Here is an 18,038-nt window from a genome sequence, read left to right as displayed (position 1 = left end):
GCCCAAGCTCAAAAAAGCTGCCAGCTTTGGTAGTCCTGATAAAACGTTGAATAAGCTCGCTAAATAACAAAAGAGGCACTTATGACCAAATTCAAACTACTCGTCATGCTGTTGAGCGTGATCTCGCTTTCACTCGCCGGTTGCGGCAGCAGCTCCAGCAGCGACACCCCTCCCCCTGCCGCCAATGGTAATGGTAACGGCGATACCAACGGCAACGGAAATGGAAACGGTGACACCAACGGGAACGGAAACGGCGACACCAATGGCAACGGGAACGGCGACACCAACGGCAATGGCAATGGCGACGCTAACGGCAACGGCAACGGCAACGGCAACGGCAACGGTGATGATGACGATGACGAAGGCCCGACTGAACCGCAATCCTGGTCCTTTTACGCTGACGGTCTGGGTACGCTGACCCTGATGGTAGACGGTGAAGAAGCCTCCGGTGTTTTGACCCCCGGCCTCTTTCCCGACGACGGTAGCGTTGCCTCCAATGCCGAGGGCACAGGCTCCGAAGGCCAAACCGTCTGGGAGGTTCAGTTCAATGGCACCAGCGCCGGTAACGTGTTCCTGGGTGTGGCCGGAACGCCTTTTAACGAAGGCCTGATGATGACCCCCGCCATGCAGACAGAAGGCGAAGTGCAATTCGACATCTACGTCGATGCCATCGACGCCGAAACCAGCCTGATCGTGAAGCTCGACAGCGGCTGGCCCAACGTCAGCGAATACACGCTGGAAACCCCGGAAACCGGTGAATGGGTCTCCGTGAGCCTTCCCGTCGCTGACTTTGTCGACAACACCATCGAAGCGGGCTCGGCCAACCTCGAGCGCATTATCAACGCCTTTGTTCTGGAAGCCGCCGGCGGTACCGCGCTGGTTCACCTGAACAACATCCAGTACGTCTGCGAAGCCGAGGACTGTGCTCTGGAAGCGGTTGAGCCGCCCCCCGCGGTGGACGTGGAAACCCTGGATATCTTTATGGGTGACCTGACCACCAGCTATAACGAGCTGGGTGTCTTCAACGGCAACGTCGAGATCGAAACGCTGTTTGACGGTGAGCTGACAACCAATGTTTTCCAGTTCACCTATGGCGCAGAGGCCACGGTGTCCGGCGCATACATCGTCGGCCCGGCACAGAACCTGAGCAGCTTTGAAGGCGGCGATGTGGTGTTTGAGCTCAAGGTTGTCAATGCCGCTGACCTGAGCACCGGCTTCCGGATCAAAGCCGATCACGACGGCGGTGGCTCCGATGACCTCAGCGTTCCGGTTCCCGAGGGCGACGGCTGGCACACCATCCGTATCCCGCTGTCCGATTACACCGACACCGGCCTGAGCCTGTCCTCAGTCACCGCACCGTTTGTGATCTTCCCGGAGTTCAACGAGCAGGCGGGCGTCGTCTTCCAGGTGGGGAACATCCGCTGGGAAGCGGCCACTGAAGAAGAGTAAACGCGAACTACGGCGTCCTGCTCAAGGACGTCACGACCTGAAAACCGGTGGGGAAACCCGCCGGTTTTTTTGTGCTCAGAGACCGGGACTAAAACAGATAGGCAAAAATCACACCGACCAGTATCAGCACAGCCGCCAACACCCCCAACCCCATAAGCGCCTGATTGCGTCGGCGCACAGCCGGCAGGCGGGCAGTCACCGAAGCAATCGTCGGCTCTTCCACCACAGTATTGGCCGGGTCGGCGCCGGCGTAGTAGGAGCCACCCGGAATGTCTTCATCGACGGGCGACACGATCAGCAAAGCACCAGCGTCGGCAAAGTCTTCACGCCAGCGGGTGGCCTCATCCTCGGACTCCACACGCTTGAACTCCACTGGCGTGTCGGAGAAAAAACGCTGCTGCACCTCATCGGTGCCGATACCCAGCAGCTCGGCAAGGTTCTCGATGGTCTCCTTCCGCTGAAAGCCGGTGACCAGGTCGCCAGTGAACGTCAGCTTGTACATTCGTCCTCCCCTATTTGTATGGATGCTCTCTTCAGTATAGTCAGAGACAGATCCTGGCCAGTCCCTGCTACACACCGATTAGCACCCGGAACTCCCTACCCATTTTGAGATAGAACAAGAAAAACAGAATGCCAAAAATTGATATAAATCAATAATTTCCCACACTCAATAGCGCTCAGCTATCTAATCATTAGCGACAATTGTTATAAAAGCGTCAAGAATAACGAATTAATATGCGCCAGTTTTGGGTACCAGCGTTATCTGCCGGCGCCCCGCGCGCGGCCTCCACTCCAACGCCCCAAAACACCCCGACCTCACCGTCGGGCTTGGCCAGAGCAGCGAGGACATACCATGCGGGTCAATTCACCAGTTACACAGCGGAATGTGCCGGTCTCCCATACCGCCAATATTCTGTCTACCACCGACGCCAAGGGGCAGATTACCTACATCAATGAGGAGTTTGTTCACATCAGCGGCTTCGATGCCGACGAACTGGTCGGTCAACACCACAATATTATCCGTCATCCGGATATGCCCCGAGCAGCCTTTAAAGAGATGTGGCAACGTCTCAAGTCTGGCCGTTCCTGGTTGGGCGCGGTTAAAAACCGCTGTAAAAATGGCGACCATTATTGGGTTCAGGCCTATGCCATTCCGGTCATGGACGAACAGGGCCAGATCAAGGAGTTTCAGTCCGTACGTAGCCAACTGACCCCGGAGGCGCAAGCCCGTGCCGAGGCGCTCTACACAGGGCTACAGAAAAATGAGCCCCGTAACGGCGAGCCTCCAGCGTACAAGCTCGCGCGCAGCCCGTCGCTTAGAGTACAGCTTTGTCTGCTACTCATTGTGGCGCTGGGCGCGCAGGCATTGGCGCTAATCAGCACGCAGTCATTGCTGGCCCAGTTGCTGGCCAGTGCCGCCATCGGCGCGCTCGCCCTGGCCGCGCTTTGCCTGCAGATCAACCCGCTAATGCGGCTGGTCAAACAAGCGCGCTCCGTAGTCAACGACACTCTGGCGGAAAAGATCTTTACAGGCCGAACCGATGATATAGGGAGCCTGGACCTGGCACTTACACAGCAACGGGCCGAGTTGGATGCAGTGGTCAAGCGCATTGACGATATTCTGCACAGTCTCAACCGGGGTGCGGAATTGACCATGGGCCACGGCCAGCAAGCCCACGACGCTGTACACAAACAGTCCGAACAAACCGGCAGTATCGCCACTGCCAGTCAGCAGACGTCGTCCAGTGCCGAAACCGTCTCCGGCAACGCCGAGCAGATGTTACACCGGGTCAAGCACGCCCACGAACAGATCAGCGCAGGTAAGAAATTTACCACTGACACCAACAACAGCATGGACCAGTTGACGGCGGAGCTGGACAGTGCCGCCGATAACGTCAGTCGCCTGGCCGACGCCGGCAAGCAGGTCAATGTCGCCCTACAAGTGATTAGCGACATTACTGATCAGACCAACCTGCTTGCCCTCAATGCGTCGATTGAAGCCGCGCGGGCGGGCGAGGCCGGCAGGGGGTTTGCTGTGGTGGCGGACGAAGTCCGACAGCTGGCGCTGCGCACGGCCGAATCCACCAAAACGATTGAAGCGCTGGTCAGTAACTTTGACAAGTCGATCGTCTCGGCCACGCAGAGCATGGAACGGTGCGGTGAGCACTCCAAGGTCACCCAGGAAAATGCCACCGAGTCGGCCCAGATGCTCGGAGAGATACTCGCGTTTATCGAGGAGATTCGACACCTGTGTGACAACACCGCAGCAGCGGCCAGCCAACAGCGCGACTCATCTTCGGAAATCAACAACAGGATCGCGAGTATTCACGGGCTGGGCGAGAACGCCAAGGCCCGGGTGCAGGAAGCACAGCACGCGCTGTCTGAATTGAGAACTCATATCGGCGGGGTCGGCGGCTTGGTGAAACGCCTACGTGAGCGCAATCAGTCCAGAAGAGGCCAGGCAACTCACTGATGGCATCGCCACCGGCTGTCTCGCCACAGCCGGTGGCGCTTTTAACGAAACGAGCGCGAAAGAATCAGACCGCCCCAGAGCAGGTTTCTGTCGCCCTCCCCTTGTCTGATTTCAGAGCTGTGCCCCCGCAACACGTAACTGACCCGGTAGCCCTGAGAGAAGGCGACTGTGTATCCCAGCCAGGCCTCCACCAGCAGCGTGCGCAGCTCGTCCCGGTCGAGGGTGACGGTGCTGTCCCGGAACTGACCCTGCAAAAACGCATTGTAAGCACGCGCTTTGACGGACACGCCGCCCCAAAAATAGTGCTCGTCTACCGACAGGCTGCTGTTGGTGTAAGACGATTTTTCACCGTAACTGACCAGCTCGGGATTAAATGAAGACCAGGCCGTGTGGTAGCGGCCGCCGCGCACCGACAGGCTCCAACTGGCCTCCGTCAGATAGCCCACCGAGCCCTGAACCGTGCTCTTGACCTCCAGATTGTTCAATACAGTGGCCACGTGCTGTTGCCGGGCCAGGGTATAGCGCGCTGTCGGCTCACCGCCGTTACTCACTTGATGGGACCAACCCCGCACCGGCGTGCTGTCAAAGAGCGCGTGCGACTCGTTTTGCACCTGGCCGACCAGATCCAACCCCAGGACACCCACGGCCAATGTGCTCTTCCAGGCGACGCCTTGACGAGCATCGAGCTGTTCCCGGGCATTGGACCAGTACACGAGACTGGCGTAAGGGCGATCTCCCGGCAGGGGGTCGGCGGCCTCAATATCGTTGGGGGTAAACCCGAACATGCCGACCTCAATGCTGTGCTTACTCACGCCCTGGGAGGACAGACCCTCAACGCCCAGCACCGAGTCAATCCAGCCCAGCGGCGCATCCAGTGAATACCAGCCCCGCTTGGCGGCGAGGCCGGTATAGGTAAAGTTAAAACCGTAGGTATAGTCCTGATCCTTGCCGCCCAGCGCGAGAATGTCATTGTCCATCGCGAGCGCCCAACTGGCGCGCTCCGGCTCGGCGAGAACCCCATGGGCAGACAGCAACAGGATTAAAGCCACCAAATAAGTGACCGGTCGTCTTTTAATAAAATAGTCCATTTCCCCACACTCTTCTGCTGATTAGCCATAAATAGATGACCAGTCGTCTTCAATGTGATCTCAACTCGAGGCAAACCCATGCCTGATCGGCCTTCGGCCAATGGTCAGGGTTCGAGCGTTATTGTGGTTATGGGACGAGAAAGATTGCCAGTGAACCGGGTAGTATCAGTCGTCGCGGGTCTGCCCCACCACGACCGGTAACAGCGAAAGAAACGCATCCAGGGGCTCACGGCACCGCGACGCCTTCATTCGCATGACCGTACCTTCCCAGGCGTTGAACAGAAACTCGGCCAATACCGCGGAAGACATTGGGCTGGAAAGGCTGCCGTCGAGCCGGGCCTCCTCCAGCACATCTTCAATGGCATGGGTATTGTTGCGCAGCAGCTGGCGGACCTTCAGGCGAATCAGCTCGCTGGAATCCGACATTTCCTGACACATATTGCCAATAAAGCAGCCGCCGGTTACACCGCTATCGCAAGAACCTGAATAATCCCGAAAATACCGGACCAGGCGCTCCAATGGCGGAATGTCCCGGTCCTGCAACAGGATACGGCTCTCCTGCTCCCGCGCCTCGGTAGCGCGCTCAAGCGCCGCCAGCGCAAAATCTTCCTTGCTTTTGAAGTAGGTATAGAAAGACCCCTTCGGCACCTCAGCGGCGTCGACAATGTCCTTGATACTGGTACCGTTGTAGCCGTGAACGGCCATTACGGCCAAGCCGGTATCCAGTAGCAGGTCTTTTTTCTGTTCGCGTTTCGTCATTGCCATCTAATATATGACCGGTCGTCTGATAATGCAACGGGAAGGCTATGGTGCTTTTCTATCAACCCGATAGATTTTCCAACGCCTTAGCGCGAAAACACCACCGTCTTATTGCCATTGAGCAGCACCCGGTGCTCGGCGTGCCAGCGCAGGGCCCGATTGAGGACCACCGCTTCGATATCCCGGCCAATCTCGGCCATCTGCTCCGGTGAATTGACGTGGGATACCCGCTCTACGGCCTGTTCGATAATCGGCCCTTCGTCCAGATCTGCAGTGACGTAGTGGGCAGTGGCGCCAATCAACTTCACGCCGCGGTCATAGGCCTGATGATAGGGCTTGGCGCCTTTAAAGCCGGGCAAGAAGGAGTGATGGATATTGATGGCGCGGCCATTGAGCTTCTGGCACAGATCGTCCGACAGGATTTGCATATAACGCGCCAGCACCAGGCAGTCGGCCTTTCTGTCCTCCACCATCTGCCAGATCCGGGCTTCCTGCTCGGGCTTGTTGTCTTTGGTGATCGGCAGGTAGTGAAACGGCAACTCATACCATTCCGTGAGATCGCGCATCACTTCGTGGTTGGACACCACCCCGACAATATCGATGGGCAGGGTGCCGTTTTTCCAGCTGTTGAGCAGACTGTTCAGGCAGTGGCCCCATTGGGATACGGCAATCAGCACCCGCGGCTTGCAGTCGACATCAAAAATGTCCCACTGCATCTGGTACTGTTCGCCCAGCGGCTGAAACAGGGATTGGATTTGCGGCAGGGTGTATCCCGGTGGGCACTCAAACACGGTGCGCATAAAAAAGCGCTTGCGGTCCACGTCCTCAAACTGGGAGGACTCCTTGATATTGAATCCCAGCGTAGCAAAAAGCGTGGCGACGGCGGCCACCAGTCCCTTGGAATCCTGACAACTGAAAGTAAGTACGATTTCTTTGACACCGGCCATCAATGGGGCTTCCCGCGATTAAGACAATAGAGCGCAAAGCCTACTGGAGGCCGGCCCCCCAAGGCAACACCCAATAGAGAATCATCGGCAAAATCACAAACGCCAGCGCCGTGGAGATCACCACCATGGCCGCCACCTCTTCTTTATGGCGATCGTACTGCAAGGCCAACAGGTAGTTGAGAATCGCCACCGGCATGGCCGATTGCAGGATCACCACCCCGAGCGCGACCCCCTCCAGCCCCAGCAGCCAGCCGGAGAACCAACCGACCAGCATGCCACCCAAAACCCGCACCACACTGAAGAGCAGGCTGCGCTGCCAGGCGCCGACCTTCAAGTTGGCCAGGGATACGCCCAGGGTGATCAACATCAAGGGAATGGTGAAGTCACCGAGCAGATCCACCGTATTGCCCAGCCAGCGCGGCATCGAGTGACCGGTGACCAGCAGGTAGATGGCGATCACCATGGCGTACAGCACCGGCTGGCGGCCAAGCTCCTGGACCCGCTGGTACCAGCGCCCGGAGCGGCGCGAGACCAGCAGGATACCGAGGGTAAACGTACACAGCATCATCACCAGAAAGGCCGCCAGACCCAGAGCCAGGCCCGTCTGGCCAAAGGCAAACAGGCACACCGGCAACCCCATATTGCCGTTGTTCGGCAGGATCAGCGAAGGCAGATAGCCCGATTGGGGCAGACCCAGAACCCGGATCAACAGGCCGCCGAGCACCAGCATCAGCACCAGGGCCAGAGCAAAGGCCAGGGCCACGCCGCCCATCACCTCGGGTGCGACATCCACCCGGGACATCACCGAGATGATCAGGCAGGGCGTACCAATGTACATCACCAGGCGCGAAACAAAGTCCGCCGGATACAGCGTACCGGTCTTGGCCCAGCCAAATCCGATGGCGGTACAGAACAGAATCGGCGCTATGACAGCAAAGAGTTCGGCGAACATGGGCAGAGCTTATAATTTGAGTGTGCTGCCATTATAGACCCATTTGTCTGACAAAAAGAAAGGGCTATCTCTAAAGGAATATCCCCCGCGGTCCAATATGCTTAAAAAGTCTAAAATTCAGTTACCCACACCCTATCGGGCGCTAGCCCGCGCCGGGCGCCGCGTGCGCCTGGGACGACCACCCGCCGAGGCCTGAAACACACACTTTATCCACAGCCTGTCCCCAACCTCACCATCTTGATTTTGAAGCAAAACCGCATTATCTTGTAGCACATTCAAAAATTACCCCCATATATAGGGTTTTTGTCACCAGGAAGCGCAAGCCCGGAGAACGCACATGCACACCGAAACCGACACCCAATCCACCCCCGCACAGCAGCCCGCCAGCCCCGCCCCCGGCAACGCCAGTTTGAAGGCTACCGCCCCCGGCCAACTGCGGGTCATCAAACGTAATGGCCAAGTTGTGTCCTACGACGACAGCAAGATCGCTGTCGCAGTGACCAAGGCCTTTCTGGCGGTTGAGGGTGGCACCGCAGCGGCCTCCAGCCGCGTGCATGAGCGGGTCAAGGAACTGACCGCCCAAATCAGCGCCATCTTCAAGCGCCGTATGCCCTCGGGCGGCACGATTCACATCGAAGAAATTCAGGATCAGGTAGAGCTGGCGCTGATGCGCGCGGGCGAGCAGAAGATCGCCCGCGACTACGTCCTCTACCGTGAAGAGCACGCTCGCCTGCGGGCCGAAAAAGCCCCGGTAACCCCGGCCATCGACCCGGACTACCCGAGTATGAGCGTGACCCTGGACGACGGCAGCCGCGCACCGCTGGATATCGCCCGCCTGCGCACCATCGTCAGCGAAGCCTGTGCCGGCCTGGAGGAAGTGAGCGAAAAAGCCATCCTCGACGAAGCCATGCGCAACCTCTACGACGGCGTCAACCTGAGCGACGTCAACACCTCCCTGGTGATGACCGCCCGCACCCTGGTGGAAAAAGAGCCCAACTACTCCTACGTAACCGCCCGCCTGCTGCTGGACAAGCTGCGCGCCGAAGCCCTGACCTTCCTGGGTGTGGCCGAGTCCGCCACCTGGGGTGACATGCACACCTACTATGCCCAGGCCCTGCCGGTCTACGTCCAAAAGGGTGTGGAACTGGAGCTGCTGAACCCGGAGCTGCTCAACTTTGACCTGGAAAAGCTGGGCAAAGCCCTGCTCGCCGAACGCGACCTGCAGTTCACCTACCTGGGCCTGCAGACCCTGTATGACCGCTACTTTATTCACAGCAACGATGTGCGCATCGAGCTACCGCAGATTTTCTACATGCGCGTGGCCATGGGCCTGGCAATTGAAGAAGAGAACCGCGAAGAGCGCGCCATCGAGTTCTATCGCCTGCTGAGCTCGTTCGACTACATGAGCTCCACCCCGACCCTGTTCAACGCCGGCACCCTGCGCCCGCAGCTCTCGTCCTGCTACCTGACCACTGTGCCCGACGATCTGCACGGCATCTACGGTGCCATTCAGGACAACGCCATGCTGAGCAAATTCGCTGGCGGCCTGGGTAACGACTGGACCCCCGTGCGCTCACTCGGCTCCTATATCAAAGGCACCAACGGCCGCTCCCAGGGCGTGGTCCCCTTCCTCAAGGTGGCCAACGATACCGCCGTGGCGGTCAACCAGGGCGGCAAGCGCAAAGGTGCTGTGTGTGCCTACCTGGAAACCTGGCACCTGGACATCGAAGAGTTCCTGGAGCTGCGTAAAAACACCGGTGACGACCGTCGCCGCACCCACGATATGAACACCGCCAACTGGGTGCCCGACCTGTTTATGAAGCGCGTGTTTGAAGACAAGGAATGGACCCTGTTCTCGCCCGCCGACGCCCCGGACCTGCACGACCTGTTCGGCAGCGCCTTCGAAAAGCGTTACGAGGAATACGAGCAACAGATCGCAGACGGCACGCTCAAGCTGTACAAAAAAGTGCGTGCACTGGACCTGTGGCGCAAGATGCTGGGCATGCTGTTTGAAACCGGCCACCCCTGGATCACCTTTAAAGACGCCTGCAACCTGCGCAGCCCGCAGCAGCACGTCGGTGTGGTGCACTCGTCCAACCTGTGCACCGAGATCACCCTGAACACCAAGGCCAATGAAGAAATCGCCGTGTGTAACCTGGGTTCAGTGAACCTGGCCCAACACGTGATCGATGGCAAACTGGATCAGGACAAGCTCGCGCAAACCGTCAAGACCGCGATTCGCATGCTCGATAACGTCATCGACATCAACTACTACTCGGTGGACAGCGCGCGCAACTCCAACTTCCGTCACCGCCCGATCGGCCTGGGCCTGATGGGCTTCCAGGATGCGCTCTATCGCCAGCGCATTGCCTACGGCTCGGACGAAGCGGTGCAGTTTGCGGATACCTCCATGGAGGCGATCAGCTACTACGCGATTCAGGCGTCGAGCGAGCTGGCCAAAGAGCGCGGCTGCTACAAAAGCTTCGACGGCTCATTGTGGAGCCAGGGCATTCTGCCCATCGACTCCATCGACAACCTGACCCGCGAGCGCGGCGACAAGTTTATCGAAGTCGATCGCAGCCGCACCCTGGACTGGGACACCCTGCGGGAAACCGTCAAGACCCAGGGCATGCGCAACTCCAACGTCATGGCCATCGCCCCGACCGCCACCATCGCCAACATCACCGGCGTGAGCCAGTCGATCGAGCCCACGTACCAGAACCTGTACGTGAAATCGAACCTGTCGGGCGAGTTCACCGTGGTCAACCCCTACCTGGTACGCGACCTCAAAGCCCGCGGCCTGTGGGACAACGTCATGGTCAACGACCTGAAATACTACGAAGGTTCGGTCCAGAAAATCGACCGTATCCCGGACGACATCAAGGCCCAGTACGCCACCGCCTTTGAAGTCGAACCCAAGTGGATTGTCGATGCCGCCAGTCGCCGCCAGAAATGGCTCGATCAGGCCCAGAGCCTGAACCTCTATATCGCGGGCGCCAACGGCAAGAAACTGGACATCACTTACCGCATGGCCTGGTACCGCGGCCTGAAGACCACCTATTACCTGCGTGCGCTGGCCGCCACCAGCACCGAGAAGTCCACCATCGACACCGGCTCGCTCAACGCCGTGTCCTCGGGCGCTACGGGCGGCGCAAGCGCTGCGAGTGCCAGCAACGGCGCCAACGGCAGTGCCGCCAGCGCTTCGGCGGCACCGGTACCCAAAGCCTGCTCGCTGGATGATCCGGATTGCGAGGCCTGCCAATAAGGCAGGCATTCGCCCTGATTCGACGACACGCAACACATCAACTGATTGAAAGGATAGGCACTATGTTAAGTTGGGATGAATTCCACCAAGACGAAGCCCCCGCACAAAGCAAACCGGCACCGGCGGCCTATAAAGAGCCCGAGCCGGCCGTGAAAGAGCAAGCGGCGCCGAGCTACAACACCGCTGCCAGCGCCAGCGATTCCGGCCCCGTGAGCGACGCGGTCAAAGCTGCGCGCGAGTCACTGGAACACCTGGACCCGGCACCGGGCCTGGAAGAGCTGGAAATGGGCGCCGCCCGTATCGAAGTCGACGACAAGCGCATGATCAACTGCCGCGCCGACCTCAACCAGCTCGTGCCCTTCAAATACGATTGGGCCTGGCAGAAATACCAGGACGGCTGCGCCAACCACTGGATGCCCCAAGAGGTCAACATGACCGCGGACATCGCCCTGTGGAAAAGCCGCGACGGCCTGACCGACGACGAGCGTCGCATCGTCATGCGCAACCTCGGCTACTTCTCCACCGCCGACTCCCTGGTCGCCAACAACCTGGTGCTGGCCATCTACCGGCTGATCACCAACCCCGAGTGCCGCCAGTACATCCTGCGTCAGGCCTTTGAAGAAGCCATTCACACCCACGCCTACCAGTACTGCATCGAGTCACTGGGCATGGACGAAGCGGAAGTCTTCAACATGTACCGCGAACTGCCCAGCGTCGCCAACAAAGCCGCCTGGAGCCTGAAGCACACCCAGACCCTGGGCGACCCCACCTTCAACACCGGCACCCCGGAAACCGACCAGGAGCTGCTGCGCAACCTGATCGCCTTCTACGCCGTCACCGAAGGCATCTTCTTCTACTGTGGCTTCAGCCAGATCCTGTCCATGGGCCGGCGCAACAAAATGACCGGCGTCGCGGAACAGTTCCAGTACATCCTGCGCGACGAGTCCATGCACCTGAACTTCGGCATCGATGTCATCAACCAGATCAAACTGGAAAACCCGCACCTGTGGACCCCAGAGTTCCAGAAGGAAGCCACCCAGATGATCCTGGAAGGCACCGAACTGGAAATCGCCTACGCCCGCGACACCATGCCCCGCGGCGTACTGGGCATGAACGCCGCCATGATGGAAGAGTACCTGCACTTCATCGCCAACCGCCGCCTCGCGCAGCTCGGCCTGAAAGAGCAGTACCCGGGCGCCAAGAACCCCTTCCCCTGGATGAGCGAAATCATGGACTTGCGCAAAGAGAAAAACTTCTTTGAAACGCGCGTGATTGAGTATCAGACAGGGGGTGCGTTGAACTGGGATTAATTTCCGGCTCCGTTAACCACCAAAAACAATCCCGAAATACTGGCCAAGGACGGCCGTCCCGCACCAAAATGGACCACTTTAGTGGCGCCCTTCCCGAGTGAATTTTGCTCGCTGTTCTCCCTAGCATTGGACGCCCGCCGCCAAACCACACAGAAAGGACGAAGGCCAATGATGATAAACGGAATATCCAAAATATTGGATGCGCAGGTATTTAGCAATGCAGAAAACTGACGATCACACAGAAAATACTACTTTTGAGTTCCTGTCGGATGACGCGTCTCACGAGGATGTGTTTACAGGAAAAGGGCATGAACGCTCAGCTAGATCACTTGCCAATGCTATTTTAAAGTTCTCAAATGACAACCGCTCGATAGGGCTGGAGGGAGCTTGGGGAAGCGGGAAAACTACAGTAGTAGCCATGGCAGAGAAGGAGCTAGAAAAATCATACCCATCAAAATTTAAGTTCTTCACGTTCGATCTATGGACGAACCAAAGCGTAGATTTTAGAAGAGCATTTCTAGAGGAGTTTCTCTGTTGGTCAACCCCCTTTATCCATCACAAAGAAGCAGAGCGACTGAAAAAGAAAATCCAGGGAAAAACAAAAGAAGTCGACACTAAGAGCGAGCGTCAGTTTTCTATTTTTGGCTATATTTTTATGACAGCACTATTCATGCTGCCATTTATTGCTCTTTGGCTCAGCCCTTTCTCAGCAAGTCTACATTTAAACGAGCCAACAGAAAGGGAACAAATCCCTTTTTTGTTTACCATCCTTGTAGATCATGGTCATCTGGCAGCACTAACCATTATATTCGCGGTCATCTTAAGCTTCTTAACTCAAACTATAACCCTGTGGAAAGAAAAAAAATCCCTCCGAAAGGCACTCGACAGTAGTTTTTCATTATTCATCGGAAAATCTGACAAAGACATAGTCACACAAACCATACGAGATGGAGACCCCACCAAGTTTGAGTTCCATGATTTGTTCACAGAGATCCTATCCCTAGCTCAACCGAACGAACAGAGAATCGTATTTATTTTTGACAACATTGATAGACTCCCCTCCAGCCATATTCAGGAAGTGTGGTCGAACGTTAGAGCAGTCTTCTCAAGAGACAACCAAGAAAGAAGGCAACACCAATCTATAGTAACAGCCGTGGTTCCCTACGATCGCCAATACATCATCAACACTTTTGAAGACACGTCAAACAAAGAAAATGAAAATCCGAAAGAAAAACCTATTGACTACGTCTATGAAGACGTTTTCAGAAAAACTTTTAGCGCAATCATATCTGTTGCCCCTCCTGTCACCTCTGATGTAGAAGCTTTTTTCACCGACTGCCTAGATAAAGCCTTGGACAACCAGATATCAGCTGGTGAAAAATATCGCGCCTTTCAATTGTTCGATATATTCCTGAATAAGAACTCATTAAATCCAACCCCGAGACAAATAAAGTCACTGGTAAATGACACCGGGATGCTTTGGCACCAGTGGCAAGGGAGCATTTCTATCGAAGCAATTACAATTTTCCTACTTCATAGATCAAAAATCGAAAGAAATCCAAGATGCTTACAAAATATTGGAACAATTGATTCAAGATATAGACACTTTTCTACGCCTGAGCTTGATCGAGAACTCGCGGCGCTAGCTTACAATGTGGAACCAAGAATTGCTCTGGAGGTACTTTTAGAAAGGGATATCATTTCAGCATTTAAAAGCCCTGATAGCAGCCGAATCATAAACCTGAGCCACGCTCCCGGCTTTAAGCAACAACTTGATCGCATATTAAGTCAACATACCCAGAATTGGGCCAACTCATCGATTGATGATTTTGAAACCGCGTTATCCAACTACGCGGAGTTATCTTTAGAGACACCAATTAAAGAACTTTGCAACAAGCACTTCTCGGATGCAGTTTCTCATCTAACTCAACTAACACCAGACAATTGGGATTCGCACACAAAGTTATTTAAACTTGTAGCTATCACTCAAAGTCCTTTGCTACCGAGTCTAGTCCGGACAGTTTCGGCATGGGCAAACAGCAACCTCCCCCAAGAGAAAACTCTTGAGTCAGGACGCCAATGGATAAGACTTATTGGTGGTTTATTGAAGGAAGTGAGAGACCAACATGGCAACGAGTGCTTCCAATCCTGCACAAAACAACTAAGCATCCCTTACAGCCCTCAGATACTCCTTGGTATGGCCATTGACTGCAACGAGATCGATATTCACTTTCAAGACATCACCAAGATATCGGAAAAAGTTACTTCAGAGCTTACGGAAAGCTTAGCTAACTTAGGTAATGACCACCCAAAACTTTTTTCCTATGCGTGGACCGAGCTTAAATTTGCATTTAAAAAAGCAGAAAAAACAAAGATTTTTGACAAGCTTGTAAATATACTTCAAAGCGGACCATTAAACGGCTCAGAAGATCGCCAAGCCTACCTCAAGGCTTTAGCGCTTGTCGCCTCAGACATTCAAAGAGATGACGAAGTAGTAAAAAAATTAAGACTTTTAATAAATGAGGGAATTTTAGGATGGCATGCATCAGAAGCAGATAGCGAAGGAGACTGGAAAAGCATTGCATATACGATTTGGTTGACAGTGTTCTCCTTCCTATCTGATCCCCCAAGGCCTTCAGCTTCCGCCAACAAACCACCTTTTGGCGACCTTAGACCAAAACAAAAACGGTTCATTGAACGCTACCAGGGAGACTTGTCGACCGAAGTAATTAGCTGTATTTCTGACATTATCATTAACCTTGGAAATATCAACTTATGGATATCGGCATTTTCGGAAAACCCAAAGCATGCAATGTTCAGAGCGGTTCTAGAAAATATTTTCAACAAAGACAACTGCCCAGCCATCAACTTAAAAACCTTAGCGTCCCATTACTCGGTACTGAAGGTCGAGTTTGACCAAGAAACCTTAGACTCCACCCTTATAAAAACTGGGCAATACACACCCAACGAAGCACCGAGCAATCTGAATATCGAATTGATTGATGCCAAGCTGATAGAAGATATTGACAAACTAGGTGATAGAACGTGGACAAATCTTATTAATCATGTAGAAAATCACCTAAAGTCTCTCACAGCTTCAGAGTGGGAAAATGCACTTCGCGAACCGGACCACAATCGCAAGCTATTTCTTTCTCGAGCGAACGAAATCAAAGGTAAAATCTCACCCAATCAACTAAGGGCCCCATTGACAGACTTCGTATGCGAGCTAACTTCGTTAAGGGACGACCCGAAAGAGTACCCTAAAAACCATTCAGCTTTTTGGCTCGCACTTCCCTCCAGCAGCAGAAAGGCAGTTTCCAGGGACGTCTTCGAGAGATTAGATAAACGTCCAGTGGAGCCGAACGGACTCAGCATTGCTATTTCAACATTCCCAGACCTATTTAGGGATATCCCGTTAGTCAAGAATCCAGAAACATCGATATCTAAGATTCTCATACAACTTTTGATGTACGACATTGATTTCGCTTTAGAATACATTAAGCAAAGCCCAGCGGATTGGAGGAGTTGCGTGGAGAAAGCAAGAGCAGATACGATATCTCAATTAACTGACCACCTCTCTGGATTTGGCAGCCAAAGCGATGAGGTCGTGAAAAAAGTTGACGAGCTACGAAAAATTCTAAAGCTTAAAATTACAACGGAAATAAGTGAAACTAAAAAATTAACTGGTGAGCAGGAACTTGAAGATTAGAGCGAGCTATAGTAAAAATCTCGGGTGACGACCGTTTCAGAGTGAACCTGTCGTTGACTGATGGTTGTCCAGCTTGTGATTTCGCTCGAACCCAACCCAGAGTGGGCGCTTCGCGCCCCTCACCCAGGACTCACGACATTAAGCCGCTCCCGCAACACAGTCTCCACCCTCTCACGCATAACCTCCGGTATATAGCTGCTCTGAATCAGGGCGGCCGCCTTATCCTCCAAGGCGACGAGCTTGCTGGCAAAGTTTTTAACCGCTCGCTCTGGAATCTGCAGCCGACGCCCCAACTCAATAAAATCCGCCAGCGTATAAAAACCCAAGCGCTCGTAGCTTTCCGTAAAGTCGTCGTTGGCCAGCAGGTCCAGCCCCAGAAAGCTGTCCTGGCTCGGGCGCTCAAAGCTGTCACAGAAGAGCACGTCGTAGTTCGGGGTCAGTCGGTCGTAATAACTGTAGCGTGCGTCAGCGGTTGCGCGGTGCAGGCTCAGGTTTTTCAGGTGCAGGTCATCGTTGCCCATCTCATAGGCGAGCATCACCCGCTTGATCATGTCCAGAACAGGCGCCGGCTTGCCATTGGTGGCATTTGAGATGATGTGGCCCACCTCTTCGCAGCTGAGAAAGATGGCCATTGGGAACTTTCACAGCGCCTGTCTGTCCGTGAAGACCCGACCATCACTCAGATCATTTTATGGATAAAGATCTACCGGTAAGGGATATTTGCCCTCTGCATCTCGCTTCCCTGGCCCAGACTGGCACTTTGAGCGAGGACAAACCGCCGCCCCAGGGCGCCGGAAGAACCCTGTGGTTAACCTTACTGGCCTCGCTGGTAGGACACGCCATCCTGCTGGCACTATGGGCACCCCGGCCAATAGATGTGAAGGCAGTCGCCCCCAAGCCCAGCCTACGCATCACTTTCGATACCGCCGTGACAGACACCGCAATAGCAGAGACTGTGCTGGAGCAGGATTCCCCGGCGGCGGAAGAACCCGTCGCGGCAGAGCTCCCCCCACCCCCTGAAGAGAACACAGCGGTGGAAGAACCCACCACACCAGAGTCTCCCCCACGACCTGAGAGCACAGCAGCAACCGAAGAGACTACCCCGGATAAACCCGGGATTGATATTCACACTCTGGATACCTCTCCGCACCCGCTGCCCGCCACCAGCGAATCAACTCCCGGCAACGTGTTTCATCCGGGCCTCAGGAACCAGATCAGCGACGCCCGCGCAAGGCGCGAGCGCCTGCGTAACACCGAAAGGCCCGACCTCTCCAGTTGGCAGGATGCCTCCGGCGAAACCTGGATGGACCTGGGCAATGGCAGATGCATGCGTAGCGCAGGCGACACGCACGGAACAACCAGCTGGGAGTTACCAACCCGCTGTAAAGGGCAGTTAACCGAGGGAGAGAGCATGCTACGCTCTATGCAAAGAACACTGGACCGCCGCTAGCCGTAACAGTCGTAAATCTGGATACCTGGACACCCATAGGAAACTACCGCATGAAAGCCCAAGCCCGCCTGCTCGACAAGCTGTGCCAAAGCCTCCCGGAGGGCCGGCTTGAATGGATCGGCTTACGCAGTGAAAGGCGAGGCGCTGTTCAGGTGGTAGGCAGCGCCTGGGCGGTAGAGGACCAGGGGCTGGAGGGGGATCATCGCATGACCAAAACGCCTGGCTCCGCTCGCCAGGTGACACTCATCAGCCGCGAATTTATCGAATCGATCTGTCGTTATACCGGCCATTCCAGTATCGACCCGGCGCTATTGCGGCGCAATCTGGTGATTTCTGGAATGAATATCAACCTCCTGCGCCATCAGCGCTTGCAGGTTGGCGAAGCGGTGCTGGAAACCACCGCCCTCTGTCACCCCTGCTCCCGTATGAACGAAGCGCTGGGTCCCGGTGGCGCAGCGGCGATGTTTGGTTATGGGGGCCTCTGTGCGCGGATCATTCAAAATGGCCGTATGACGGTGGGAGACAAGGTGGTGCGCCTGGCCTAAAACCAGGCTGATTGGCCTGGGCCTGCTGATTCACATGGCGCTGGATGGAATAGACTGTTTCGTCTGAGACGAGGGTGTTTGCCCCCATCCC

At 55.5% G+C, this 18,038-nt stretch carries 13 protein-coding genes; 7 read left to right on the top strand and 6 right to left on the bottom strand.

The window, feature by feature from the left end:
- Window positions 1-81: 81 nt before the first annotated feature.
- Window positions 82-1,449, top strand: coding sequence for a hypothetical protein (locus DKW72_RS01220; RefSeq protein WP_157960356.1), 1,368 nt, complete (start codon window positions 82-84; stop codon window positions 1,447-1,449).
- A gap of 88 nt (window positions 1,450-1,537) precedes the next feature.
- Here DKW72_RS01220 and DKW72_RS01215 read toward each other — a convergent pair whose 3' ends face one another.
- Window positions 1,538-1,951, bottom strand: a complete 414-nt coding sequence (locus DKW72_RS01215) for a hypothetical protein (protein ID WP_111640491.1) — start codon at window positions 1,949-1,951, stop codon at window positions 1,538-1,540.
- Window positions 1,952-2,302: 351 nt separating this feature from the next.
- Here DKW72_RS01215 and DKW72_RS01210 point away from each other — a divergent pair, with 351 nt between their 5' ends.
- Window positions 2,303-3,922: a methyl-accepting chemotaxis protein gene (locus DKW72_RS01210; protein ID WP_111640490.1), complete on the top strand. Its 1,620-nt coding sequence runs from the start codon at window positions 2,303-2,305 to the stop codon at window positions 3,920-3,922.
- Window positions 3,923-3,963: 41 nt separating this feature from the next.
- Here DKW72_RS01210 and DKW72_RS01205 read toward each other — a convergent pair whose 3' ends face one another.
- The 4 genes from DKW72_RS01205 to DKW72_RS01190 form a co-directional block, all read right to left on the bottom strand.
- The gene (locus tag DKW72_RS01205) at window positions 3,964-5,010 is read right to left on the bottom strand and encodes a lipid A deacylase LpxR family protein (RefSeq protein WP_111640489.1); all 1,047 of its coding nucleotides are present in this window, start codon (window positions 5,008-5,010) and stop codon (window positions 3,964-3,966) included.
- A 165-nt stretch (window positions 5,011-5,175) separates the two neighbouring features.
- The gene (locus DKW72_RS01200) at window positions 5,176-5,775 is read right to left on the bottom strand and encodes a TetR/AcrR family transcriptional regulator (RefSeq protein ID WP_232522269.1); all 600 of its coding nucleotides are present in this window, start codon (window positions 5,773-5,775) and stop codon (window positions 5,176-5,178) included.
- 80 nt (window positions 5,776-5,855) lie between these two features.
- Entirely contained in the window at window positions 5,856-6,716 is an 861-nt protein-coding gene (gene purU / locus DKW72_RS01195; protein ID WP_111640487.1) for a formyltetrahydrofolate deformylase, read from the bottom strand.
- A gap of 40 nt (window positions 6,717-6,756) precedes the next feature.
- Entirely contained in the window at window positions 6,757-7,668 is a 912-nt protein-coding gene (locus tag DKW72_RS01190; protein ID WP_111640486.1) for an AEC family transporter, read from the bottom strand.
- A gap of 337 nt (window positions 7,669-8,005) precedes the next feature.
- On the opposite strand from DKW72_RS01190, the gene DKW72_RS01185 reads away from it, so the two are divergent.
- The 3 genes from DKW72_RS01185 (at window position 8,006) to DKW72_RS01175 (ending at window position 15,952) form a co-directional block, all read left to right on the top strand.
- On the top strand, window positions 8,006-10,933 hold the full coding sequence (locus tag DKW72_RS01185) for a ribonucleoside-diphosphate reductase subunit alpha (protein WP_111640485.1): 2,928 nt from the start codon (window positions 8,006-8,008) through the stop codon (window positions 10,931-10,933).
- Window positions 10,934-10,995: 62 nt separating this feature from the next.
- Entirely contained in the window at window positions 10,996-12,243 is a 1,248-nt protein-coding gene (locus tag DKW72_RS01180; protein ID WP_111640484.1) for a ribonucleotide-diphosphate reductase subunit beta, read from the top strand.
- A gap of 217 nt (window positions 12,244-12,460) precedes the next feature.
- Entirely contained in the window at window positions 12,461-15,952 is a 3,492-nt protein-coding gene (locus DKW72_RS01175; protein WP_157960355.1) for a P-loop NTPase fold protein, read from the top strand.
- 119 nt (window positions 15,953-16,071) lie between these two features.
- Here DKW72_RS01175 and DKW72_RS01170 read toward each other — a convergent pair whose 3' ends face one another.
- Complete coding sequence (locus DKW72_RS01170) at window positions 16,072-16,584, bottom strand: HipA domain-containing protein (protein ID WP_111640482.1); 513 nt, start codon at window positions 16,582-16,584, stop codon at window positions 16,072-16,074.
- Between the two features lie 59 nt (window positions 16,585-16,643).
- Here DKW72_RS01170 and DKW72_RS01165 point away from each other — a divergent pair, with 59 nt between their 5' ends.
- Entirely contained in the window at window positions 16,644-17,402 is a 759-nt protein-coding gene (locus DKW72_RS01165) for a hypothetical protein (protein WP_111640481.1), read from the top strand.
- A gap of 50 nt (window positions 17,403-17,452) precedes the next feature.
- Window positions 17,453-17,947, top strand: coding sequence for an MOSC domain-containing protein (locus tag DKW72_RS01160; RefSeq protein WP_111640480.1), 495 nt, complete (start codon window positions 17,453-17,455; stop codon window positions 17,945-17,947).
- The last annotated feature ends 91 nt before the right edge of the window (window positions 17,948-18,038 follow it).

The organism is Marinimicrobium alkaliphilum, assembly GCF_003259155.1.
GTDB lineage: Bacteria > Pseudomonadota > Gammaproteobacteria > Pseudomonadales > Cellvibrionaceae > Marinimicrobium_A > Marinimicrobium_A alkaliphilum.
This window is presented reverse-complemented; position numbering and strand designations above follow the sequence as displayed.